Annotated in this window: 23 protein-coding genes; 19 read left to right on the top strand and 4 right to left on the bottom strand. The window is 55.4% G+C overall.

Features of this window, described 5'->3' with window-relative positions; translation table 11 throughout:
• The first annotated feature begins 314 nt into the window (after positions 1-314).
• Together purL and PLU01S_RS09415 are read left to right on the top strand one after the other, a co-directional pair.
• Entirely contained in the window at positions 315-4,214 is a 3,900-nt protein-coding gene (gene purL, locus PLU01S_RS09420) for a phosphoribosylformylglycinamidine synthase (RefSeq protein WP_074827633.1), read from the top strand.
• Between the two features lie 64 nt (positions 4,215-4,278).
• Complete coding sequence (locus PLU01S_RS09415) at positions 4,279-4,590, top strand: YqfO family protein (protein ID WP_010797582.1); 312 nt, start codon at positions 4,279-4,281, stop codon at positions 4,588-4,590.
• Between the two features lie 50 nt (positions 4,591-4,640).
• Here the strand turns inward: PLU01S_RS09415 and PLU01S_RS09410 are convergent, their stop codons facing one another.
• Together PLU01S_RS09410 and PLU01S_RS09405 are read right to left on the bottom strand one after the other, a co-directional pair.
• Entirely contained in the window at positions 4,641-5,144 is a 504-nt protein-coding gene (locus PLU01S_RS09410) for a L,D-transpeptidase family protein (RefSeq protein WP_037030094.1), read from the bottom strand.
• Positions 5,145-5,233: 89 nt separating this feature from the next.
• Complete coding sequence (locus PLU01S_RS09405) at positions 5,234-5,776, bottom strand: NUDIX hydrolase (protein ID WP_010797584.1); 543 nt, start codon at positions 5,774-5,776, stop codon at positions 5,234-5,236.
• Between the two features lie 113 nt (positions 5,777-5,889).
• On the opposite strand from PLU01S_RS09405, the gene PLU01S_RS09400 reads away from it, so the two are divergent.
• From PLU01S_RS09400 to purT, 3 genes are all read left to right on the top strand, one after another.
• Positions 5,890-6,486, top strand: coding sequence for a CoA pyrophosphatase (locus PLU01S_RS09400; protein ID WP_074827631.1), 597 nt, complete (start codon positions 5,890-5,892; stop codon positions 6,484-6,486).
• Positions 6,487-6,580: 94 nt separating this feature from the next.
• On the top strand, positions 6,581-6,772 hold the full coding sequence (locus tag PLU01S_RS09395; RefSeq protein WP_073450372.1) for a DUF1289 domain-containing protein: 192 nt from the start codon (positions 6,581-6,583) through the stop codon (positions 6,770-6,772).
• Positions 6,773-6,856: 84 nt separating this feature from the next.
• A complete protein-coding gene (gene purT, locus PLU01S_RS09390; protein WP_074827629.1) occupies positions 6,857-8,038 on the top strand; it encodes a formate-dependent phosphoribosylglycinamide formyltransferase in 1,182 nt (393 codons plus the stop codon).
• 43 nt (positions 8,039-8,081) lie between these two features.
• Here purT and PLU01S_RS09385 read toward each other — a convergent pair whose 3' ends face one another.
• Entirely contained in the window at positions 8,082-9,392 is a 1,311-nt protein-coding gene (locus PLU01S_RS09385; RefSeq protein WP_074827627.1) for an MFS transporter, read from the bottom strand.
• A 235-nt stretch (positions 9,393-9,627) separates the two neighbouring features.
• Positions 9,628-10,428, bottom strand: a complete 801-nt coding sequence (locus tag PLU01S_RS09380; protein WP_010797588.1) for a cytochrome C assembly family protein — start codon at positions 10,426-10,428, stop codon at positions 9,628-9,630.
• Positions 10,429-10,563: 135 nt separating this feature from the next.
• Here PLU01S_RS09380 and ffh point away from each other — a divergent pair, with 135 nt between their 5' ends.
• The 14 genes from ffh (at position 10,564) to PLU01S_RS09310 (ending at position 24,048) form a co-directional block, all read left to right on the top strand.
• A complete protein-coding gene (gene ffh, locus PLU01S_RS09375) occupies positions 10,564-11,940 on the top strand; it encodes a signal recognition particle protein (protein ID WP_010797589.1) in 1,377 nt (458 codons plus the stop codon).
• Positions 11,941-12,096: 156 nt separating this feature from the next.
• Positions 12,097-12,348 carry a 30S ribosomal protein S16 gene (gene rpsP, locus PLU01S_RS09370; protein WP_010797590.1) on the top strand — a complete coding sequence of 84 codons (252 nt, stop codon included), beginning with the start codon at positions 12,097-12,099 and terminating at the stop codon, positions 12,346-12,348.
• Between the two features lie 5 nt (positions 12,349-12,353).
• A complete protein-coding gene (rimM, locus tag PLU01S_RS09365; protein ID WP_074827625.1) occupies positions 12,354-12,893 on the top strand; it encodes a ribosome maturation factor RimM in 540 nt (179 codons plus the stop codon).
• A gap of 3 nt (positions 12,894-12,896) precedes the next feature.
• A complete protein-coding gene (gene trmD, locus PLU01S_RS09360) occupies positions 12,897-13,640 on the top strand; it encodes a tRNA (guanosine(37)-N1)-methyltransferase TrmD (RefSeq protein ID WP_074827623.1) in 744 nt (247 codons plus the stop codon).
• A gap of 45 nt (positions 13,641-13,685) precedes the next feature.
• Positions 13,686-14,036: a 50S ribosomal protein L19 gene (gene rplS, locus PLU01S_RS09355; RefSeq protein ID WP_019366570.1), complete on the top strand. Its 351-nt coding sequence runs from the start codon at positions 13,686-13,688 to the stop codon at positions 14,034-14,036.
• Between the two features lie 98 nt (positions 14,037-14,134).
• Positions 14,135-14,554: an acyl-CoA thioesterase gene (locus PLU01S_RS09350; protein ID WP_074827621.1), complete on the top strand. Its 420-nt coding sequence runs from the start codon at positions 14,135-14,137 to the stop codon at positions 14,552-14,554.
• Positions 14,555-14,569: 15 nt separating this feature from the next.
• Complete coding sequence (xerD, locus tag PLU01S_RS09345) at positions 14,570-15,460, top strand: site-specific tyrosine recombinase XerD (RefSeq protein ID WP_372238859.1); 891 nt, start codon at positions 14,570-14,572, stop codon at positions 15,458-15,460.
• Positions 15,461-15,515: 55 nt separating this feature from the next.
• Positions 15,516-16,244, top strand: a complete 729-nt coding sequence (gene dsbC, locus PLU01S_RS09340) for a bifunctional protein-disulfide isomerase/oxidoreductase DsbC (protein ID WP_010797596.1) — start codon at positions 15,516-15,518, stop codon at positions 16,242-16,244.
• Between the two features lie 161 nt (positions 16,245-16,405).
• Entirely contained in the window at positions 16,406-17,710 is a 1,305-nt protein-coding gene (locus PLU01S_RS09335; RefSeq protein WP_074827617.1) for a homoserine dehydrogenase, read from the top strand.
• A 58-nt stretch (positions 17,711-17,768) separates the two neighbouring features.
• On the top strand, positions 17,769-19,178 hold the full coding sequence (gene thrC / locus PLU01S_RS09330; RefSeq protein ID WP_074827616.1) for a threonine synthase: 1,410 nt from the start codon (positions 17,769-17,771) through the stop codon (positions 19,176-19,178).
• 94 nt (positions 19,179-19,272) lie between these two features.
• Complete coding sequence (locus PLU01S_RS09325; RefSeq protein WP_233432206.1) at positions 19,273-20,415, top strand: GGDEF domain-containing protein; 1,143 nt, start codon at positions 19,273-19,275, stop codon at positions 20,413-20,415.
• Positions 20,416-20,477: 62 nt separating this feature from the next.
• Positions 20,478-21,017, top strand: coding sequence for a YaeQ family protein (locus PLU01S_RS09320; RefSeq protein ID WP_074827614.1), 540 nt, complete (start codon positions 20,478-20,480; stop codon positions 21,015-21,017).
• A 113-nt stretch (positions 21,018-21,130) separates the two neighbouring features.
• A complete protein-coding gene (gene recJ, locus PLU01S_RS09315; RefSeq protein ID WP_074827611.1) occupies positions 21,131-22,846 on the top strand; it encodes a single-stranded-DNA-specific exonuclease RecJ in 1,716 nt (571 codons plus the stop codon).
• Positions 22,847-22,944: 98 nt separating this feature from the next.
• The gene (locus PLU01S_RS09310; protein WP_074827610.1) at positions 22,945-24,048 is read left to right on the top strand and encodes an NADH:flavin oxidoreductase/NADH oxidase; all 1,104 of its coding nucleotides are present in this window, start codon (positions 22,945-22,947) and stop codon (positions 24,046-24,048) included.
• The last annotated feature ends 79 nt before the right edge of the window (positions 24,049-24,127 follow it).

Below are 24,127 nucleotides of genomic sequence, written 5' to 3'. Positions count from 1 at the left end.
TATCCAAGTGCCATACCAGGGGAGCGCCACAGAATTTTCTATTGCCTGGATTCCACTCGTAACCAATTTTTGCTAAGCAAGGCCAAAATATCCGAGTGAAATGGGATCAGTCGCGATGATTCCGGGGTTTCCAAGAGGCATCTTCAAGCCGTCGAGAGGTCGTTATTTCTGGAGCGAAGCGTTTCTCAGGACGGCTGCATGAGTCGGTTTGACGCAGCATTAGCGAAACCTTTGTCGCCTAAAGGTGTCTCGCCGGGTCCTTTGCGGTAGAATACCGGCCCCTGAAATTCCTCTAGCCCCGAGGCTGTCCTACGATGCTGATCTTGCGCGGCGCTCCCGCTCTTTCTTCGTTTCGTCACGGCAAACTGCTCGACCAACTGACCCGTAAAGTGCCGGGTGTTTCCGGACTTTATGCCGAGCTCGCTCATTTTGCCGAGGTGGTCGGCACGCTTACCGCTGAAGAGGAGCACGTGCTTGAGCGCTTGCTCAAATACGGACCCAGTGTTCCGGTACAAGAGCCTGTAGGCCGGCTGTTCCTGGTAGTCCCGCGCTTTGGCACGATTTCGCCGTGGTCCAGCAAGGCCACTGACATCGCCCATAATTGCGGTCTGGCCAAGATCGAGCGCATCGAACGGGGCGTCGCCTATTATATTGCTGGCGATCTGTCCGATGCCGATGTTCAGGCTGTGGCTGCCACCCTGCATGATCGTATGACCCAGCTCGTGCTGGGAGGTCTGGATGAGGCAGAAGCCCTGTTCAGTCATGCGACGCCCAAGCCGCTGACGGTCATCGATATCCTGAATGGCGGCCGTGCCGCGCTGGAAAAGGCCAACAGCGAACTAGGTCTTGCCCTGGCGGATGATGAGATCGATTACCTGGTCAAGAGTTTCCAGGGACTGGGTCGCAACCCCCATGACATCGAGCTTATGATGTTTGCTCAGGCAAACTCCGAGCACTGCCGTCACAAGATCTTTAATGCCAGCTGGGATATCGATGGCGAAGGCCAGGAAAAATCCCTGTTCGGTATGATCAAGAACACCTATGAAATGCACCGTGAGGGCGTCCTGTCTGCCTACAAGGATAACGCTGCGGTGATCGAGGGATTTACTGCCGGTCGTTTCTATCCTGACCCGCAGACTCGTCAGTACAGCGCCAATCAGGAGCCGATTCATATCCTGATGAAGGTGGAAACCCATAACCACCCGACAGCAATTGCACCATTCCCTGGCGCCTCTACGGGTTCGGGTGGCGAAATCCGAGACGAGGGGGCGACCGGTCGTGGTGCAAAACCCAAGGCAGGTCTGACCGGTTTCACGGTTTCCAACCTGAATATCCCAGGTTTCGAGCAACCTTGGGAAAAGCCATACGGCAAGCCCGAACGCATCGTGACACCACTCGATATCATGATCGAAGGGCCATTGGGCGGCGCGGCATTCAACAACGAATTTGGCCGCCCGGCACTGGCAGGTTACTTCCGTACCTTCGAACAGGCGGTTGAAACCCCACGTGGCGAAGAGGTCCGGGGCTATCACAAGCCGATCATGCTGGCGGGCGGTATGGGTAACATCCGTGCCGACCATGTCCAGAAAGGTGATATCTCCGTAGGTGGCAAGCTGATTGTCTTGGGTGGCCCGGCCATGTTGATCGGCCTGGGTGGAGGCGCTGCCTCGTCGATGTCCACTGGCTCCAGCTCGGCAGACCTGGACTTCGCTTCCGTGCAGCGTGAAAATCCCGAGATGGAGCGCCGCTGCCAGGAAGTGATCGACCGCTGCTGGCAGATGGGTGACAAGAACCCTATCACCTTCATCCATGACGTAGGCGCAGGCGGTCTGTCCAATGCCTTCCCTGAGCTGGTCAACGATGCCGGTCGTGGCGGTCGCTTTGAGCTGCGCAACGTACCTAACGACGAGCCCGGCATGAGCCCGCTCGAGATATGGTGCAACGAGTCCCAGGAACGCTATGTGCTGTCCGTGGACGCCGAGAACTTTGAAACTTTCAAGGCCATTTGTGAGCGTGAACGCTGCCCGTTCGCGGTAGTTGGCGAGGCTACTGAAGAGCGTCGTCTCACGGTAGCGGACAGCCATTTTGAAAATAATGCGGTCGACATGCCGCTAGATGTTCTTCTGGGCAAGCCTCCACGTATGCATCGCTCCGCTACTCGCGAGGAAGCGCTGGGTGATGACTTTGACGGTGCCGGCCTGGAGCTCAAGGAGGCGGTAGAGCGCGTTCTTCGGCATCCAGCCGTTGCCAGCAAGAGCTTTCTGATCACCATCGGTGACCGGACCATCACCGGCCTGGTTGCGCGTGATCAAATGGTTGGTCCCTGGCAGGTTCCAGTGGCTGACTGCGCGGTTACAGCGACCAGCTACACCGCCTATACCGGCGAGGCAATGGCTATGGGCGAGCGTACGCCCTTGGCATTGCTGGATGCGGCAGCATCTGGCCGCATGGCGGTAGGTGAAACACTGACCAACCTGGCGTCGGCGCGTATCGAGAAAATCAGCGATATCAAGCTTTCCGCCAACTGGATGGCAGCCGCCGGACATCCGGGTGAGGATGCTCGCCTGTACGATACGGTAAAGGCAGTGGGCATGGAGCTGTGCCCGGCTTTGGGTATCACCATCCCCGTGGGCAAGGACTCCATGTCCATGAAGACCCGCTGGGAAGAAAACGATCAAGACAAAAGCGTGACGTCGCCTCTGTCGCTGATCGTGACAGGCTTTGCTCCAGTACAGGATATTCGTCAGACCCTGACGCCTGAGCTGCGCATGGATAAAGGCGAAACGGACCTGATCCTGATCGATCTTGGCCGAGGCCAGAACCGCCTGGGTGGTTCAATTCTGGCGCAGGTTCACAACAAGATCGGCCACAAGGCACCTGATGTGGATGATGCAGAGGACCTCAAGGCCTTCTTTGCCGTCATCCAGGGGCTCAATAAGGACGGGCTCATCCTGTCCTATCATGACCGTTCCGATGGTGGCCTGATCACGACGCTCGTGGAGATGGCATTTGCCGGTCACTGTGGCCTGTCTCTGAAATTGGATGCCTTGGCCGCTACCCGTGATGAACTGACCCGCGCCTTGTTTGCCGAGGAATTGGGTGCTGTGATCCAGGTGCCTCAGGATTTCACATCCGAAGTGCTGGCGCAGTTCACTGCTGCAGGTCTTGAGGATTGCGTGGCGGTCATTGGCCAGCCGGTAAACGGTTACGAGGTCAATATCACCTATAACGAGCAGAACGTCTTCAAGGCCGAGCGCCGCTCGTTGCAGCGTATCTGGAGCGAAACCAGCTATCAGATCCAGCGACTGCGTGACAACGCTGACTGTGCTCAGCAGGAATACGACGCATTGCTCGAAGAGAACAATCCGGGCCTGTCTGCCAAGCTGAGCTTTGATCCGAACGAAAACATCGCTGCACCTTATATCAAGACAGGTATACGGCCTCAGGTCGCGGTTCTGCGTGAGCAGGGCGTTAACGGTCAGGTCGAAATGGCTGCAGCGTTTGACCGTGCCGGCTTTGCCTCGGTAGACGTGCACATGAGCGATATTCTTGCTGGTCGTGTCGATTTGAATGACTTCAAGGGTGTCGTTGCGTGCGGCGGTTTCTCCTACGGTGACGTCTTGGGTGCCGGTGAGGGATGGGCCAAGTCGATTCTGTTCAACGCCCGTGCACGTGATGCGTTCCAGCAATTCTTCGAGCGTACGGATAGCTTTACGCTAGGCGTCTGCAACGGCTGCCAGATGGTCTCGAACCTGCGCGAGCTTGTCCCGGGCAGTGAATTCTGGCCACGCTTCGTGCGTAACCGCTCAGAGCAGTTCGAAGCGCGTATTGCCATGCTACAGGTACAGGAATCGCCATCCCTGTTCTTTGCGGGCATGGCAGGCTCGCGCATGCCGATTGCCATTGCGCACGGTGAAGGTCATGCCGAGTTCAGGGACGCCGCGGCCCTGCAGGCAGCAGATGCCTCTGGCACCGTCTCGCTACGCTTCGTTGACAACCATGGGCGTGTCACCGAGACGTATCCGGCCAACCCCAATGGCTCGCCGCTGGGTATTACGGGCCTGACCAGCCGTGATGGTCGCGTCACCATCATGATGCCGCACCCTGAACGCGTTTTCCGCGCAGTTCAAAATTCCTGGATTCCACGTGATTGGCAGGGCGAGGACGGCGGCTGGATGCGCATGTTTCGTAATGCGCGTGTCTGGGTAGACTGATAAGTCCGAGAAGGCCGGTCATACTGTTTCAGGTATGACCGGCCTTTTTGCATCTGGAGGATTTATGTACAAGCTATGCTTCTATGTGCCAGGTAGCCATGTGGAGTCCGTCAAGGACGCGGTATTTGCTGCAGGAGGTGGTCGCATCGGTAATTACGAGGCGTGCTGCTGGCAGGTCTTGGGGGAGGGGCAGTTTCGCCCATGTGCTGGAAGCAACCCTTTTCTAGGGAAGATTGGCGAGCTGGAGCGCGTGGCAGAGTGGAAAGTAGAGCTGGTCGTGACCGATGACTATGTAAAGCAGGCTGTCGAGGCGTTACGCAAAGCCCATCCCTATGAGACGCCAGCCTATGAGGTGTGGCAGCTGGCGTCATTCTAGGTCAAGGCCGAACGTTGTGACTCCTGTGCTTCAAGGTGTGTAACGGAGCTTCAGGGGCGTATCTCGATCAACGTACCGTCCTTGACCAGCGTCCAGATTTCACGCATATCCGCATTGGTTAGTGCAATGCATCCATTCGTCCAGTTCAGCGAAGAGAAATACCACTCCGGGTATTCTTCATCGATAGGGGTGCCGTGAATCATGATCATGCTGCCCGGTGGCACGCCTGCTGCTTTTGCGCGTGCCAGGTCCTGTGCATTGGGGTATGAGATGTGCATCGACAGGTTGAACTTGTCGCTCGTCTTTCGCCAGTCTATCCAGTAGAAGCCTTCTGGCGTGCGCTGATCGCCTTCGCGAAACTTGGGGCCCTTGGGGAATTTGCCCAGTGATACCCGGTAGGACTTGATGGTTTCGCCCTTGCTGAGCAGCTCAAGCTTGTTCATCGACTTTATGACCAGCACCTTGTCGATTGTCCGGCCATCAAGTGTTGTTGTCGTGCTGGCAAGGCAGAGGGTAGAGAAAAACAGGCAACAGAAAGCAGTAAGCCAATACATCCGGCGCATTTGAAAAATAATCCCTAGCTAAGCGACTGCAGAAAGCAGCCAAGGCGTGCTGCTGTTCACTCTGTATATATCAGCTGGAACTAGCGTTCCAGCATGGGTGCGATGCCTTCATGATGCACTGAATAGTGACCGGTTCGGCGATCAGCAAAAAAGCATTCTAGGGTACGCGCAATGGTCGGAAAAGCGAGTGACGACCAAGGGATATCTGCTTCGTCAAACAGGGCTGTTTCCAGGCTTTCTTCACCAATGCCAAACGACCCGCCGACAAGCTCGCCGCGGAACAGCATATAAACCTGATTGATATGGGGCAGGTCGAATAAGGTATAGAGCTTGAGGTTGCCGACGTTAGCGCAGGCTTCCTCCCAAGTCTCACGGGCGGCGGCCTGTTCGATCGTTTCGCCGTTTTCCATGAAGCCGGCCGGGAGTGTCCAGTAGCCGCGGCGAGGTTCAATGGCGCGGCGACATAAAAGTACTTTATCTCCCCAGACGGGCAGGCATCCCGCCACAATGCGAGGGTTCTGGTAGTGCACCGTGTGGCACTGTGTGCAGATGTAGCGAGGGCGCGTATCCCCCTCGGGAATGCGCTGAACCAGCGTGCCGCCGCAATAGTTACAGAATTTCATGATGCCTCCTCGTCGTCCTGCCATCTTGCGAGGAGCTGAGGCTGCAAGCAAGGGGTTGGGCAAGCTGGATATTCCATGCCATGATGCCTCAAGAGTAAGCGTGTGGAGAAAGCATCGTGGATGAGTTGCTCCATCGATTGCGGCATTATCGACCGCGTCACCTGGAGACTGATCGTACACACCCCGAAGCCGCCGTATTGTTGCCTATTATTCGAGGTGATGATCCTGAGCTGGTTCTGACGCTGCGCGCCAGCAATCTGTCGACGCATGGGGGAGAGGTCGCATTACCAGGTGGGCGACGTGATCCGGAAGATCCGGATCTTATTCATACAGCGCTGCGTGAGGCGTATGAGGAGATTGGTCTGCCGCCGGGGCTGGTTGAAGTAGTAGGGCCGTTGAGCCCCTTGATTTCTTATTACGGGATCAAGGTAACGCCTTATGTCGGCATTATTCCCGATTACGTGGAGTACACGCCCAACGACGCTGAAATCGCAGCCGTATTTACGGTTCCGCTCAGCTTTCTGTGCGAAGTGCCTCCAGAAGTCACGCTGAGGATCGATGAGCAAGGGCGACGTTCCTATATCCCAAGTTATCAGTACGGTGAGTATCGGATCTGGGGCCTGACGGCTGCCATTATCGTGGAGCTGGTCAACCTGCTTTATGATGCCGGCATTTCGCTCCATGAGCCGCCTCATTCAGTTGAGAAATGATGCCTTTTGATGCACTTCTGCCATCAGGCCAAGTAGAATTCATGCCAACGATACGTTATCAGGCCGCTGCCTGTACGAGATGACAGCCTTGGACATGAATGAAAACGAAAAGCCTGTTCGCTCTCCCTGCGTGCAAGTCTGTGTGCTGGATGAGGCCGATATGTGCACAGGGTGCCAGCGCACCGCTCAGGAAATATCTCAATGGGGACGCATGACCAACACCGAGCGGCGTAGGGTCTTGCAACTGTGTGAGGAACGTGCCTGCGCCGCTGGCCACTATTTCTAAGGGCACCTCAGATAGCGATCGAGTGCGTTGTCGCTATGGGGCAGCCCGGTTAAACCCATGACTGTATACACCAGAGGATGCTGCATGACCCAGATAGGAACTCCATTGTCACCTACCGCCACTCGCGTTCTGTTATGTGGCTCTGGTGAGCTTGGTAAAGAAGTTGTCATCGAGCTACAGCGTTTGGGTGTGGAGGTCATTGCCGTCGATCGTTATGCCAATGCACCGGCCATGCAGGTAGCCCATCGTAGTCATGTCATCAATATGCTGGATGGCGCCGCGCTTCGCGCGATCATCGAGCAGGAAAAACCTCATTACATCGTGCCCGAGATCGAGGCAATTGCCACGGCAACCCTCGTTGAGCTGGAGGGCGAAGGGTATACCGTCGTGCCTACTGCACGCGCTGCGCAGCTGACCATGAACCGCGAAGGTATTCGCCGTCTGGCTGCGGAGGAGTTGGGTTTGCCCACTTCACCGTATCACTTCGCGGACACCTTTGAAGAGTATGCCGCTGCCGTCGAATCTTTAGGCATGCCCTGTGTCGTGAAGCCGATCATGAGCTCCTCCGGCAAGGGGCAGAGCGTTATCAAATGCAGCGAAGACATTCAGGCCGCCTGGGATTATGCTCAGGAGGGCGGACGCGCGGGTAAGGGACGCGTCATTGTTGAAGGCTTTATCGACTTTGATTATGAAATCACCTTGCTGACAGTCCGTCATGTCAATGGAACATCGTTCTGCGAACCTATTGGTCATCGTCAGGTAAAAGGTGATTACCATGAGTCCTGGCAGCCGCAAGCGATGAGTCCCAAGGCACTTGCTGAGTCCGAGCGTGTTGCCAGGGCGGTTACCGAGGCGCTGGGCGGGCGTGGTCTGTTTGGTGTTGAGCTGTTTGTCAAAGGCGATCAGGTGTGGTTCAGTGAAGTCTCTCCACGTCCCCATGATACAGGCCTGGTAACGCTGATCTCTCAGGATCTCTCTGAGTTTGCCCTTCATGCCCGTGCCATTCTGGGATTACCGATACCGGTCATTCGCCAGTTTGGTCCATCAGCCTCTGCCGTACTGCTGGTTGAAGGACAATCTACCCAGACAAGTTTCGGCAATCTGGGTGCAGCGCTAAGTGATCCGGATACGGCCCTGCGCCTGTTTGGCAAGCCTGAAGTGGCAGGGCAGCGCCGAATGGGCGTGGCACTGGCTCGAGATGAGTCGGTGGAAGCGGCCCGTGAAAAGGCGACCAAGGCGTCGCAAGCCATCAGCGTAACGCTTTAATCCTTTGGGACGACAGCCCTGCCTGCACAGGGCTGTCGCTTGATTACAAATCCCGATCTCGTGTTTCCTTAAGGCACAGTACGGCAATCAAGCTGATCAGCGCCGCTGCGGAAACATAACCTCCTACCCAGCTCAAGCCTCCGGTATCGGCCAGCTTCTGCGCAATATAAGGCGCTACCGAGGCACCCAGGATGCCGCCAAGGTTATACGCGGCCGAGGCGCCGGTATACCTGACGTGGGTGGGGAAAATCTCCGGTAACAGCGCGCCCATCGGTGCGAACGTCATACCCATGAGAAACAGCTCCAGCGCTAGGAAAAGCGCAATGCTACCTGTTGAGCCATGGGTAAGCAGCGGCTCCATGGCAAAGCCTGACAGCAGGGCGGCGGCTGCACTGATTGCCAGAACTGGTTTGCGGCCATAACGGTCGGCAAGCCAGGCCGACAGAGGTGTAGCCAGAGTCATGAACAGAACGGCAAAGCACAGGAGCCCTAGAAAGCCCTCTCGGCTGAACCCTAGTGTTTTAACGCCATAGCTCAGCGAAAATACCGTTGAGATATAGAACAGCGCATAGCACACCACCATGGATAAGGCGCCCAGCAGCATGGGATGCCAGTGCTTGGTAATTGCTTCGGTTAATGGAAGGCGCAGCTTTTCGTGTCGCTCCATGGCTTTGGCAAACACTGGCGTTTCACTCAGTTTGAGGCGGACATAAAGACCAACCATTACCAAGGCGGCGCTCAGGATGAAAGGAATGCGCCAGCCCCAGGCCTTGAATTGCTCGTCCGATAGCAGCACGGCCAGCGCGAGAAACAAGCCGTTAGCCGCAAGGAAGCCGATAGACGGGCCCAGCTGAGGAAACATGCCAAACCAGGCTCGCTTGTTCTTCGGCGCATTTTCCGTTGCCAGCAGCGCGGCGCCACCCCATTCTCCGCCCAGCCCAAGCCCTTGGGCGAATCTGAGAACGCACAACAGCACGGGGGCCCAGCCACCTATGCTGGCATAGCCAGGGAGCAGGCCGATCAGCGTGGTCGAAACACCCATCAAGAGGAGCGAAGCCACTAGAGTGGATTTTCGACCAATCCGATCGCCGAAATGGCCAAACAGTGCAGAGCCGAGAGGACGGGCCAGGAAAGCGATGCCAAAGGTGATGAATGCGCTGAGTGTTTGCGCAATCGCAGATGTTTGTGGAAAGAACACCGGGCCGATGACGAGTGCGGCGGCGGTAGCGTAGACATAAAAATCGTAAAACTCGATAGCCGTGCCGATAAAGCTTGCCGTTGCGATACGGGCTGTAGAGTTTGCAGGCGCGGCAGGCGAAACAGGCTCCGCCTCGTAGGTTGCAGTAGCAGTCATTGGATGTCCCAGGCGCTGTCGTTTTTTATGGCCTGACTCGTACGCTTGCCCGGGTAGGGCACAGGTGCGTAATCATCCGGTGCGGATGTGAATCGTTAGCCTGTTATGACGCGGCTCTATCGGCGAGGGGGTAACCGCAGAGAGAGACGTTTAGCTGGGTAAGCCTTTGGATTATGGACAAGCCTTGCCGGAAACGGCAAGGCTTGCGAAGGGCAAAGGGCCTATGAGGCGATCTTCAGATGTGCAGGATGAATTCACGTACCAGTTTGCTGCCGAAATACGCGAGCATCAATAGGCAGAAGCCGGCCAGTGTCCAGCGGATGGCCTTGTGTCCACGCCAGCCCATGCGATGACGCCCCCACAGCAGGACGCCAAACAGGACCCACGCCACACAGGACAGAACCGTCTTGTGCACTAGGTGCTGGGCAAGCATGTCTTCGAGAAACAGCCAGCCGGAAATCAGGGACAAGGACAATACAGCCCAACCCGCCCACAGAAAACCAAACAGCAGGCTTTCCATGGTTTGCAGAGGGGGGAAGCTCCGGATCAGCCCCGATGGGTGCTTGTTCTTGAGCTGCCTGTCCTGAATCAATAGCAGCAACGATTGAAAAACAGCCAGTGTTAACAGACCGTAGGCAACAATCGAGAGCAGGACATGGGTTAATATGCCCGGCGTAATATCGATCGGTTGAACAGTGCCCGACGGTAACACGTCAGCCAGGAGCGTCGTGATGGCTCCTAGAGGATAAATCAGTACCAGTAATGTCTGTAGCGGCATGCGGATGCAGCCGAGCAGAATCAAAAGTATGGCTACCGCCGCGATCAGGCTGGACGCATCAAAAAAGTCCAGCGAAAGACTGCTGGGTAGAATCAGCTGAATGAACAAGGCCGCGCCATGGGCGAGCAACGCTACTACGCCCAGCGAGACCAAAAGGGTATTGTTGGGACGCTTGCGCGTGGTCAGACACACACTTTGATAGGCCGTGGCGACACTATAGAGAAGGGCAGCCGTCAGGCTGGGCAACAGGGATGACATAAATCCTTGAATCACTGAGCCGAAAGCGGATGAGTTTGGCACAGATGCCAGTGTTCAAGGAAGACTGTAGACGATGCCAGCCGACGTCCTCTTCGTTATACTTCACAACCTGCCGCCAGTTTTGGACGCATTTGCATGTTTGAAAACCTGACAGATAGACTCTCACAGAGCCTTCGCCATATCACTGGCAAGGCAAAATTGACCGAAGACAACATCAAGGACACGCTGCGTGAAGTGCGCATGGCGCTCCTTGAGGCGGACGTGGCGTTGCCGGTCGTCAAGGATTTCGTCAATAAGGTCAGGGACCGTGCCGTAGGCACTGAAGTCTCCAAGAGCCTCACTCCTGGCCAGGCCTTCGTGAAAATCGTTCGAGCCGAGCTCGAAGAGCTGATGGGGGCTGCAAACGAAGATCTGGCTCTCAATGTCTCTCCGCCGGCCGTTATTCTCATGGCCGGTCTGCAGGGTGCAGGTAAGACCACTACAGCAGGCAAGCTGGCGCGCTTCCTGAAAGAGCGCAAGAAGAAAAGCGTTCTTGTTGTCTCTGCTGACGTCTATCGTCCTGCCGCGATCAAGCAGCTGGAAACCCTGGCTCATGAGGTCGGCGTTACGTTCTATCCCTCCGATATCAGCCAAAAGCCTGTTGCGATCGCCGAAGCCGCTGTGCGTGAAGCCAAGCTCAAGTTCATTGATGTCGTAATCGTGGATACCGCTGGTCGTTTGCATGTCGATGCAGAAATGATGGCTGAAATCCAGCAGGTTCATGCCGCGATCAAGCCTGCCGAAACGTTGTTTGTTGTGGATGCCATGACGGGTCAGGACGCGGCTAATACCGCCAAGGCCTTCAATGACGCGCTTCCCTTGACAGGCGTCGTGCTGACCAAGGTCGACGGTGACGCCCGTGGCGGTGCGGCATTGTCCGTGCGAGCCATTACAGGCAAGCCGATCAAATTCCTGGGTATGGGAGAAAAGAGCGAGGCGCTGGATCCTTTCCATCCTGATCGTATTGCTTCCCGTATTCTGGGTATGGGCGATGTGCTCAGCCTTATCGAGCAGGCCGAGCAGAACCTGGATAAGGAAAAAGCCGAAAAGCTGGCCAAGAAGCTCAAGAAGGGCAAAGGGTTCGATCTAGAAGACTTCCGTGACCAGCTTCGCCAGATGAAGAGTATGGGCGGCCTTGGCTCGCTTATGGACAAGCTTCCTACCATGATGGGTGGTGTCAATTTGTCCCAGATGGGAAATGCTCAGGGAGCAGCCGAAAAACAGTTCAAGCAGATGGAGGCTATTATCGACTCCATGACGCCTGCTGAGCGCCGTGATCCAGAAACGATCAGCGGCTCGCGTAAGCGTCGAATCGCCATGGGTTCCGGAACCCAGGTACAAGATGTAGGACGCCTCATCAAGCAGCATAAGCAGATGCAGAAAATGATGAAAAAGGTGACCTCCAAAGGCGGCTTGTCAAAGCTTATGCGTGGCATGGGTGGCATGTTCCCAGGAGGAATGCCCAAGCTGTAAATCCCCAGGTTGCTGCCGTTGGGCGATCAGCCCTGCATACGATAGGGAAAAAGAGTTTGCAATCGCTCGGATTATCCTTAGAATATGCGGCCTTTCGGGCCTGAGGCCCAGCGTGCGTAACATTTGTAAAGCACCGACTACAGGAACAAAGTTCACATGTTAACCATCCGTCTTGCCCGTGGTGGCTCCAAGAAGCGCCCCTTCTATCACCTGACCGTGACCAACAGCCGTAACGCCCGTGATGGTCGTTTCGTTGAGCGCATCGGCTTCTTCAATCCGGTTGCTTCCGGTAATGAAATCCGTTTGTCTGTTGACTCCGAGCGCGCTAGCTACTGGCTGAGCCACGGTGCACAGCCGTCTGAGCGCGTTGCTCAGCTGCTCAAGGACTCTGCTAAGGCAACTGCCTGAAATTTATGAGTCAGACGCCTGCGCCTGAAGAGGACCTGGTTGTCCTCGGTAAGATTGTCTCGGTGTATGGCGTGCGTGGCGAAGTGAAGGTCTATTCCTTCACCGACCCCTTGGACAATCTGCTGGAGTATCGTCATTGGACCCTGCGTCGTGATGGCGAAATCCGTAAGGTAAGTTTGGTAAAGGGCAGCCTTCACGGCAAAGTCCTGACGGCCAAGCTTAAAGGTCTGGATGATCGCGAAGAGGCACGAGCCCTTTCAGGGTTCGAAATTTGTGTGCCTCGCCATGAGCTTCCAGGCCTGAACGAAGGTGATTACTACTGGTACCAGCTCGAAGGGCTGAAAGTGATCAACCAGGAAGGGCAGATGCTCGGCGTGGTGGATCATTTGCTTGAGACTGGTTCCAACGATGTCATGGTGATAAAGCCATGTGTCGGCAGTCTGGACGATCGCGAACGCCTGTTGCCCTATGTTTTGGAGCAATTCGTCAAATCGATTGATCTAGTGGCAGGTGAGATGCGGGTTGACTGGGACGCGGATTTTTAAATCATGCGTGTCGACGTCATCAGTATCTTTCCTGAAGTATTCACAGCCGTCCGTGATTTCGGAATTACCGGTCGTGCGGTCAAGCAGGGGTTACTTCAACTCAATTGCCTGAATCCGCGGGACTATACCGAAGACCGACATCAGACTGTTGATGATCGTCCTTTTGGGGGCGGTCCCGGCATGGTGATGAAAATTCAGCCATTGGAGCGGGCATTGAATGATGCACGCAGCAAGGCTGAGGGCTCGGTAAAAGTAATTTACCTTTCCCCTCAAGGGCGACAGCTGTCGCAGCAAGGGGTAAAGGAGCTGGCGAAAGAAGAACACCTCATTCTGATCGCTGGTCGTTACGAAGGTATCGACGAGCGCTTTATTAAAGCGCACGTTGATGAAGAATGGTCGATTGGTGACTATGTGCTGTCTGGCGGCGAGCTGCCAGCAATGGTCCTGATCGATGCGGTGACGAGGCTACTGCCTGGAGCGTTGGGGCATGTAGATTCCGCCGAGCAGGACTCGTTTACGGACGGTCTGCTCGATTGTCCTCATTACACTCGACCTGAGGTGTATGAGGGCCGGCGGGTACCCGATGTGCTGCTCAGTGGTAATCACGAGCATATCCGGCGTTGGCGTTTACAGCAGTCCCTTGGAAGGACCTATAAACGGCGCGCTGATCTTCTGGAAAGACGCTCGCTTTCTGGAGAAGAGCAGAAGCTGTTGGCGGAATTCCTTCGTCAACAGGACGATAGTTAACGTATCGATGGCAGGTCTGACGGCTTGTCTTAGGAGCACACTAGCATGACCAACAAGATTATTGCACAGCTTGAAGCTGAACAAATGAACAAGGAAATCCCGGCTTTCGCGCCCGGTGATACCGTAATCGTTCAAGTAAAAGTAAAGGAAGGCGACCGTCAGCGTCTGCAGGCCTTTGAAGGCGTTGTAATTGGCAAGCGTAACCGCGGCCTGAACAGTGCTTTCACCGTTCGCAAGATTTCCAACGGTGTAGGTGTAGAGCGTACCTTCCAAACTTACAGCCCCATGATCGACAGCATCAGCGTCAAGCGTCGCGGTGATGTTCGTAAAGCCAAGCTGTACTACCTGCGCGAACTGTCTGGCAAGGCAGCACGTATCAAGGAAAAGCTGGCTTAATTCAGCGATTCTACAAAAAAGCAGCCCTAGGGCTGCTTTTTTGTTGCGTGGATGAAAAGTCAGTATGGTGAGTTAGCTAAGCGAGTTCCCGGATGTCTATGACCCCCAGAGAGCAAGAAATCGCACGCCGAACAGAGCTGTCTGAAACGCGCGTGGCCAAAGCGGTATTTCCTCCTGATACTAATCATCATCACACGTTATTTGGCGGGCAGGCGATGGCGTGGATGGATGAAGTCTCTTTCATTACGGCGACACGGTTTTGCCGTTTGCCGCTGGTAACGGTATCGACCGACCGTATCGATTTTAATCACGCCATTCCAGGTGGCTCTATCGTTGAGCTGATTGGTCGAGTGATAAAAGTGGGTAATACCAGCATCAAGGTGGGTGTCGAGGTTTACCTCGAGAGTATGTATAACGAAGGACGTGAACTGGCGATCAGTGGTGCTTTTAGCTTTGTTGCGATCGATGAGGATAAGCGTCCCGTCGCTGTTCTGCCGGACTTCCCTCAACACTCCTGAGTTGTAACATTGCCGATGCGAGATCATCCGTACATCAATCGATTTTTGGATGCCTTATGGCTTGAGAAGGGCTTATCCGAACACACGCGTGACGCCTATTCCAATGATTTAGGGCAGTTCAACGCCTGGTTGACGGAGCAGGGCGTTTCGCTTGAAAAAGCTGGTCGAGAGATGATTCTTGATCACTTGGCCTGGCGGCTGGACAAGGGTTACAAGGCACGCTCAACGGCGCGTTTTCTATCGAGCGTTCGTGGTTTTTATCGATATGCGGTTCGTGAAGGGCTGATCGATGTTGATCCTACGCTACAGGTCGATATGCCTCGCCTTGGCGCCCCTCTACCCAAAAGCTTGTCCGAGGCAGATGTCGAGGCATTGCTTGCCGCACCGGATACTGATGACCCGCTGGGCTTGCGTGATCGAACCATGCTGGAGGTACTGTATGCAACAGGTCTTCGAGTCAGCGAGCTGGTTGGGTTGACGCTTCAGCAGGTAAATCTGCGACAGGGCTCGATGCGGGTGTTTGGCAAGGGAAACAAGGAGCGTCTGATTCCTTTGGGGGAGGAGGCTATCAATTGGCTGGAGCGGTATGTGAAGGAAGCGCGCGGCCTGTTACAGAACGGGTTGGCATCTGATGTGCTGTTTCCGAGCCTGCGTGGGACTGAAATGACGCGGCAGACCTTTTGGCACCGCATCAAGCTGCACGCCCAGGTGGCCTGTATCGATAAGCCGCTTTCACCCCATACGCTGCGCCATGCCTTTGCAACCCATCTGCTCAATCATGGTGCTGACTTGCGTACCGTACAAATGCTTTTAGGCCATTCAAGCCTTTCGACAACCCAGATTTACACGCATATCGCCCGGGCTCGTTTGCAGGCCCTGCATGCGGAACATCATCCTCGCGGTTAAATTGTAGTGTCGGCCTCTGTGGTAGGCTGGCAGCTATTGTTCACAGGAGTTATTCATGCGCATTACTCGTTTGGTGCTGGCGGTTTGCCTGGGGCTCGCAAGTACCTTTGCAATGGCTGAATCCGAGCAGGCTATCCGTAAGACCTTGAGTGCATTACAGCCTGATCTGGGTATCGAGTCGATTGGAAAAAGTCCTTTTGAAGGCCTTTATGAGGTTCAGCTCAAGGGCGGGCGTATCCTGTATGCCAGTGCTGATGGGCAATACATCGTTCAAGGATACCTGTACCAGTATAAGGATGGTCACGCCGTTAACCTGACGGAACAGGCTGAAAATGCAGCAGTGGCCAAGCAGATCAATGGTTTGGACAAGCAGCAGATGGTCGTCTTTCCGGCCGTGGGCGAGACGAAAGCTCACATTACCGTTTTTACGGATACCACATGCCCTTATTGCCAGAAACTACACGCTGAAGTTCCCAAGTTGAACAAGCAGGGTATCGAGGTGCGTTATCTGGCATTCCCGCGTCAAGGTTTAAATTCGGCGGGGTATAAGCAGCTTGAGGCAGTATGGTGCTCCAAGGATCGGGCCGAGGCGATGGAGCGCATGTTCGAGGGTAAGGAAATCAAGGCTGCCTCCTGTGATGATCCGGTTGCGAAGCAGTTCACTCTGGGGCAACAGATTGGCATTCAGGGCACGCCTGCCATTATTCTTGCCAATGGACATATGATCCCTGGTTACCAGCCAGCGTCAGAATTGGTAAATGACGCGCTGGCAGCCGGTAAATAGGTATAGTGCAGTCATGACGGCCGAGCTAAGCTCGGCCGTTTGGTCTTGACGATAAGCCTGAGCGATACGTGGCAGCCAAGCGGCGTGCTTGAGGTAAACTCCGTTTCCAAGTTTTTATCAGCCCGGGTGTTCTACCGAGGCCTACAGCAGGGGAATAAAGCGTGAAACCGGTAAAAGTGGGTATTTGCGGACTGGGTACCGTGGGTGGCGGTACTTTCAATGTGCTCAAACGAAACGCTGAAGAGATCGCACGTCGTGCCGGCCGTGGTATTGAAGTAGCACAGATTGCTCAGCGTCGTCCTAATCCCAAATGTGATACCGGTATTACCCCGATTACCGACGATGTGTTCGCTGTGGTGGATAACCCGGAAATCGATGTGGTGGTCGAGCTGATTGGTGGTTACACAGTGGCCCGTGAATTGGTCATGCGTGCAATCAACAACGGCAAGCATGTGGTTACCGCAAACAAGGCGTTGATCGCAGTGCATGGCAACGAGATTTTTGCCAGGGCGCGTGAAAAAGGCGTCATCGTAGCCTTCGAAGCGTCGGTTGCTGGAGGCATTCCTGTTATCAAAGCTGTGCGTGAGGGTCTTGCGGCTAACCGCATCAATTGGGTGGCGGGAATCATCAACGGTACTGGCAACTTTATCCTGACCGAAATGCGCGAAAAGGGCCGTACGTTCGAAGATGTACTCAAGGAAGCCCAGGCGCTCGGTTATGCCGAGGCGGATCCAACCTTTGATGTTGAAGGTATCGATGCGGCGCATAAACTTACCATTCTGGCATCCATTGCCTTCGGTGTTCCGCTTCAGTTCGATAAGGCCTACACCGAAGGCATTACCACGCTGACCACGGCCGACGTTGGTTATGCCGAGGCGCTGGGTTACCGCATCAAGCACCTGGGCGTTGCGCGCAGCACCGAGAAGGGTATTGAGCTACGTGTTCATCCCACCCTGATTCCAGCCGATCGCCTGATTGCCAACGTAAATGGGGTAATGAACGCCGTCATGGTTAACGGTGATGCGGTGGGTTCGACACTGTTTTATGGCGCGGGCGCTGGTATGGAGCCAACGGCTTCCTCCGTAGTGGCTGATCTTGTCGATGTGGTACGTGCCATGACGTCAGATCCGGAAAATCGCGTTCCGCACCTGGCCTTCCAGCCTGACGCCTTGTCCGATCATCCGGTATTGCCTATCGAAGCCTGTGAGAGCGCCTACTACCTGCGTATCCAAGCCAAGGACCATCCAGGTGTGTTGGCCCAGGTGGCAAGTATCCTGTCGGAGCGTGGCATTAATATAGAGTCGATCATGCAGAAGGAAGCCGAGGAACATGACGGCTTGATTCCCATGATTCTGCTGACCCACCGGGTACATGAACAGCATATGAATGAAGCCATCAAGGCGCTTGAGTCACTTGAGGATGTGGTAGGGGCTGTTGTTCGTATCCGAGTCGAACATCTGAACTGATCCAGGCCGGCCGGATGATGGATCCGGCTATCAGCTGCTCTAATTGAAGGTTAAATCGATGCGTTACATCAGCACCCGCGGCAATGCGCCAGCGTTGAATTTCGAAGACGTTCTGTTGGCTGGCCTGGCCAGTGACGGAGGTCTGTATGTGCCGGAAAATCTGCCGCGGTTTACTCAGGAAGAGATTGCTTCCTGGGCTGGGCTGCCCTATCACGAGTTGGCGTTCCGCGTCATGCGCCCATTCGTTGAGGGCAGTATCAGCGATACCGACTTCAAACAGATTCTTGAGGAAACGTATGGTGCATTCGCTCACAGTGCGATTGCGCCGCTGCGTCAGCTCAATGGCAATGAGTGGGTGATGGAGCTTTTCCACGGCCCAACCCTGGCGTTCAAGGATTTCGCACTACAGCTGCTGGGCCGTCTGTTGGATCATATTCTGCTCAAGCGGGATGAGCGCGTCGTGATCATCGGCGCCACTTCGGGCGATACGGGGTCTGCTGCTATTGAGGGCTGCCGTCGTTGCGAGAATGTAGACATTTTCATTCTGCATCCTCACCAGCGTGTATCTGAGGTCCAGCGTCGCCAGATGACGACCATCCTTGGCGAAAACATCCATAACATCGCCATCGAAGGCAATTTTGATGATTGTCAGGAGATGGTGAAGGCGAGTTTTGCCGATCAGAGCTTCCTCAAGGGCACGCGTCTGGTTGCCGTAAACTCGATCAACTGGGCGCGCATCATGGCCCAGATCGTTTACTACTTCCATGCAGCGCTGCAGTTAGGTGCCCCAGCGCGCTCTGTAGCGTTCTCGGTCCCTACCGGTAACTTTGGCGATATATTCGCAGGATACCTGGCGCGTAACATGGGGCTGCCTGTAAGTCAGCTTGTTGTAGCAACCAATCGCAACGATATCCTGCATCGCTTCATGAGCGGCAACCAGTATTTCAAGGAAACGTTGCACGCCTCGCTATCGCCTTCCATGGATATCATGGTGTCGTCCAACTTCGAACGTTTGTTGTTCGACCTGCACGGACGTAACGGTGTGGCGTTGGCCGAGCTGATGAGCACGTTCAAGGCCACGGGCAAACTCTCCGTTGAAGAAGATCGTTGGGTTGAAGCGCGTAAGCTGTTTGATTCATTGGCGGTAAGTGATGAAGACACGTGCGCTACCATCGCTGATGTCTTCAAGCGTACCGGCGAGGTGCTTGATCCGCATACAGCAATTGGCGTCAAGGCGGCGCGAGAGTGTCGTCGTAACCTGTCTACACCGATGGTAGTGCTGGGAACAGCACACCCCGTCAAGTTTCCTGACGCAGTCGAGAAGGCCGGTATTGGTAAGGCGCTGGAGCTTCCGGCTCACCTGAGCGATCTATTCCAGCGCGAGGAGCGCTGCACTGTGCTGCCTAACGCCATTGAGGCGGTACAGGCTTTTGTCGCTCAACATGGTAATCGCGGCAAGCCGCTCTAAATAGCGTTCAGGGGCGGATGCTGCTCTGGCATTTGCTCCTGACCAGCTTCCCCTTGCTCGTTTGATTGACACGCGTACTGCCAGGAGGGCTGCCGTGGCTTTGAGCATGCCTACGCTACTTGTGACCAATGTGTATGTACTCGTTCTGCTTGGTGTGCTGATGCTATTTGCATGGGCAAGAGGGAGCCGCGAGGCAACTCTAGGCTTTCTGTGCCTGATGCTATGGTCGGGCGCGCTGGGGCTGGTAATAGGTAGCCTGCGTGGACGAGGAATGGATGCGTTGCCTATCGTGCTGGGGAACGTGCTTGTTCATGTCTGTTATGCCATGGGGTGGACTGCCATGCGGGCTTTTTCCGGACGACGAGTACTCTGGTCCGGAGTGTGGGCTGGAAGTGTCCTATGGTTGCTTGCCTGTCTGATTCCCACCTTTTACGGCTCGCTGGCTGCGCGAATTCAACTGAGCTCGCTGGTAATTGTCAGCTATACCGTGTTGGCAGGTTATGAACTCTGGCGCTCCCGGAACGAAAATCAGGTATCGCTGGCGGCCTTGTTCAGTCTGTTTGGATTGCACAGTGCTTTTTATGTCGGTCGTTTCTTTCTGGATCGCTCACTGCCGTTCGCCGGGGAAAGTCATGGAATCGACTTTGCGGCGTTTCTGCTGCTTGAGACCTTGTTGTACAGCATTGGTCTGACGTTTGCGGCGACAGCCATGGTGCAGCAACGAACGGAGAGGCGTTACAGGCAAGCCTCGTTAACGGACTCGCTGACAGGTATTGGCAATCGACGGTCCTTCGTCGAAGACAGCGAAAACATGCTGCGTCACTGCCAGGTTCAGCATCGCCCTGTAACACTGCTGCTGTGTGATATGGATAATTTCAAGCAACTCAATGACAGGCATGGTCATCAGGCTGGAGACCATGCCCTGGTGGCCTTTTGCGACGTCACCAGAATGCGGCTCCGAAAGGGTGATATCTTTGGCCGTTTGGGCGGCGAAGAGTTTGCGTGCCTGCTACCAGACACCGCTACTGAAGCGGCGTATCAAATGGCTGAGCGGATACGGAAGGAATTTGCTTCATGCTCACGGGTAGCAGGGGTTTCCTTGAGTATCAGCATTGGTGTAGCCAGTTCGGCGGAGGCGGGTTATGTGCTTGATTCGCTGATTGCCCTGGCTGATAAGGGATTATATGAAGCCAAGGGGCTCGGCAAGAATCGAAGTGTCATTAGCCAGCCTGTCTGAGCAAGCCACTTTTCAGGCGTTTTCACGGTACACTGGTCAGCTTTACTTTCGAGCGGACATTCATGGCCCTGCAAGCCACGCCTTATAAAGTTGAACTTAACCTGACGGATCTGGACCGCAGCGTCTACGAGAACCTGCGTTTTACCGTTGCTCGTCATCCCTCCGAAACCGAAGAGCGTCTGGCTGTGCGCATCCTGGGGTACGCCTTGTGGTACGGCGAGCAGCTTGGGTTTGGTCGGGGACTTTCCGATGTAGATGAGCCTGCCCTTTGGGAAAAGAGTCTCGATGATCGTGTACTGCATTGGATTGAAGTTGGGCAGCCTGATGCTGAGCGCCTGGTCTGGTGTTCTCGCCGTGCGGAGCGGGTCAGCTTGCTTGCCTATGGCAATTTGCGAGTCTGGCAGAACAAGGTAGTCGATTCGGTGAAGATGTTGAAGAACCTGAACATTGCAGCGGTGCCTGTTGAGTCGCTGGCTGCATTGGCTACTGACCTGCCACGCTCGATCAGCTGGAGTGTAATGATCAGTGAGGGGACTGTGTTCGTGACGGACGAGCGTGGTCAACACGAGCTTCATCTCGACTGGTTGATGGGTGAGCGTTGATTCATCGGAAAACGCTTTAAAAGCCATTGAAGCAGACGCATCTTGAATCTATCCATGGCTTGAGCCGTCTGTTCGGCCTGTTCTCTATTTCTGTTGTAATACTTGAGTAATCGATGCGTATCGAACTTCGTTCCCTGCCGGATGAGTTGCCTGATCTGGGTGATCTTCCGCCGCTACTGACCCGTCTTTATGCCGCGCGTGGCGTGAAGAGTGCTGATGAGCTTGAAAAAGGGCTGGCGCGGTTACATCCCTATCGGTTGTTCAAGGGGATGGATGACGCCATAGAATTGCTGGTCGATGCGCTGGCCAAGCGTCAACGCATTCTGGTCGTGGGTGATTTTGACGCTGATGGCGCAACCGCTACCAGTGTGGCGGTTCTTGCCTTGCGCAGCCTGGGTGCCGCCTGGGTCGATTACCTTGTTCCTAATCGCTTTGAATACGGGTATGGGCTGACACCTGAAATCGTCGCGGTTGCCCGGGAGCGCCAGCCTGACCTGCTGGTGACCGTGGATAACGGAATTTCCAGCATAGACGGTGTCGAGGCTGCCAAAGCCGCAGGAATGCGCGTGCTGGTGACCGACCACCATTTGCCGGGCCATGAGTTACCCGCTGCCCATGCGATCGTAAATCCCAACCAGCCGACCTGCGAGTTTCCCAGCAAGTGTATTGCCGGCGTAGGCGTTATCTTCTACGTGATGCTTGCACTGCGGACGCGGTTGCGTGAAGAGGGCTGGTTCGATGCGCTGAGCATCAAAGAGCCGAATCTGGCTGAGCTGCTGGATCTGGTTGCGCTGGGCAGTGTTGCCGACGTGGTCCCACTGGATGCCAATAATCGGATTCTGGTGCATCAGGGGTTGGCGCGTATACGTGCCGGGCGTGCTCGCCCGGGGCTCAGGGCCTTGCTGGAAGTGGCCGGCCGGCAGCCGGGCAAGATCACGTCTACTGACCTGGGATTCATTCTGGGGCCGCGCCTGAATGCGGCTGGGCGGCTGGATGATATGTCGCTTGGAATCGAGTGCTTGCTGTGCGAGGACGAAGCCCTTGCACGGGACATGGCTGTCCAACTGGACCAGCTCAATAAGGATCGAAAACTGATCGAGCAGGGCATGCAGCGTGAGGCCTTGGCGCAGCTCAAGGAATTGCCCAAGGATGATATGCCGTTCGGGTTGTGCCTGTTTGATCCCGAATGGCATCAGGGCGTCATTGGTATTCTGGCGTCTCGTCTCAAGGAACGTTACCACCGGCCCACGCTGGCCTTTGCCGATGCCGGTGACGGCATGCTCAAGGGCTCGGCACGTTCGGTTCCGGGGTTTCATATCCGTGATGCGCTGGATGCTGTTGCGGCGCGTCATCCTGGGCTGATCACTAAGTTCGGCGGGCACGCCATGGCAGCGGGGCTATCACTGCCTCAAGAGAATTTCGGTGCGTTTGCTGCGGCTTTCGATGCGGAAGTCAGACGGCATCTGGTCGAGGATGACCTGACAGGGCGTTTGCAATCGGACGGTTCGCTGGAAACCTGCGATTTTCAACTGGAGATTGCACGTGCACTCAAGCATGCCGGCCCCTGGGGGCAGCATTTCCCCGAGCCGATGTTTCACGGTGTGTTTGAGGTCGTGCAGCAGCGTATTGTGGGTGAGCGGCATTTGAAGCTGGTTTTGAAGAGTGAGTGCGGAGGCATTCAACTGGACGGCATTGCGTTCAACATCAATCGCGAGATCTGGCCGAATCCGCAAATTCGCTGGGTCGAAGCCGCCTACCGCCTGGATGTGAACGAATTTCGTGGTCAGGAAAGCGTGCAGCTGATTGTGGTTCACCTGACGCCAAAGTGAAGTAATAGGCCTCATAAACATAGTTGCATTGCTATCGAAATGATCATTCCGGCAAAGTAAGGCTCTAATAGATTCAAGTCCTTGTGCCGAGAGCGATCATGAGCAAACTTTTTGAGCCTTTTACCCTTCGCCAACTGACGCTTCCGAATCGCGTTGTGGTTTCCCCCATGTGCCAATATTCGAGCGAAGACGGTTTCGCCAATGATTGGCACTTGGTCCACCTGGGCAGCCGTGCCGTTGGTGGCGCGGGTCTGGTCATCAGTGAAGCTGTTGCCGTTACGCCAGAAGGTCGTATTACTCCACAGGATCTGGGTCTATGGAAGGACGAGCAGATCGAGCCGCTGCGCCGCATCACTCAATTCATTCAGTCACAGGGCGCGGTACCAGGTATCCAGATTGCCCATGCGGGGCGTAAAGCCAGTACGTGGCGTCCTTGGGAAGGCAAGCACGGCAGCGTTCCTATCGCTGAAGGTGGCTGGGTTCCCGTAGCTCCGTCAGCGATAGCCTTTGACCCCCAGCACACACGTCCTACCGAGCTGGATGCTGAGGGTATTGCCGGTCTCACCAAAGCCTTTGTCGCAACAGCCGAGCGCGCATTGGCTGCCGGGTTCAAGGTTGCTGAAATCCACGCGGCCCACGGTTATCTGCTACATCAGTTTCTTTCACCGATTTCAAACCAGCGTAGTGATCAATATGGTGGCAGCTTCGATAACCGTATCCGTTTCCTGTTGGAGGTTACACAAGCCATTCGAGCCGTCTGGCCTGATGAGCTGCCTGTCTTTGTTCGGTTATCAGCAACCGATTGGGTCGAAGATGGCTGGAATGTGGACGAGACGGTAGAGCTGGCCAAGCGCTTGAAACCCTTGGGTGTCGATCTGATTGATGTCTCCTCGGGAGGTACTGCGGCAAACGCCGAAATCCCGGTAGGCCCAGGTTATCAAACGCAATTTGCAGAGCGGGTTCGCAAGGAGGCTGATATTGCCAGTGGCGCCGTTGGCATGATTACCGATGCGGCCCAGGCTGAGCACATCATTCGTACCGGTCAGGCCGATGTGGTACTGCTCGCACGCGAACTGCTGCGTGATCCGCACTGGCCGCTGCAGGCCGCTGAAGCATTGCGCGACAAGGTTTCCTGGCCCGCCCAGTACGTTCGCGCGGCACACCGGGATACGCCCCTTCGCAAGCCGCTATCGTTCGATTGACCCTGTCAGGGCGAGCTTCCAGTAGGTTCGCCCTGTTTAATCCTCCCTCCAGGCGTCCCTGCAATATCTCGCAGCAGAA

It is taken from the genome of Pseudomonas luteola NBRC 103146 (assembly GCF_002091675.1).
Taxonomy (GTDB): Bacteria; Pseudomonadota; Gammaproteobacteria; order Pseudomonadales; family Pseudomonadaceae; genus Chryseomonas; species Chryseomonas luteola.
Note: the sequence above shows the minus strand (reverse complement) of the source record. Positions and strands in the feature narration are given on the sequence as shown.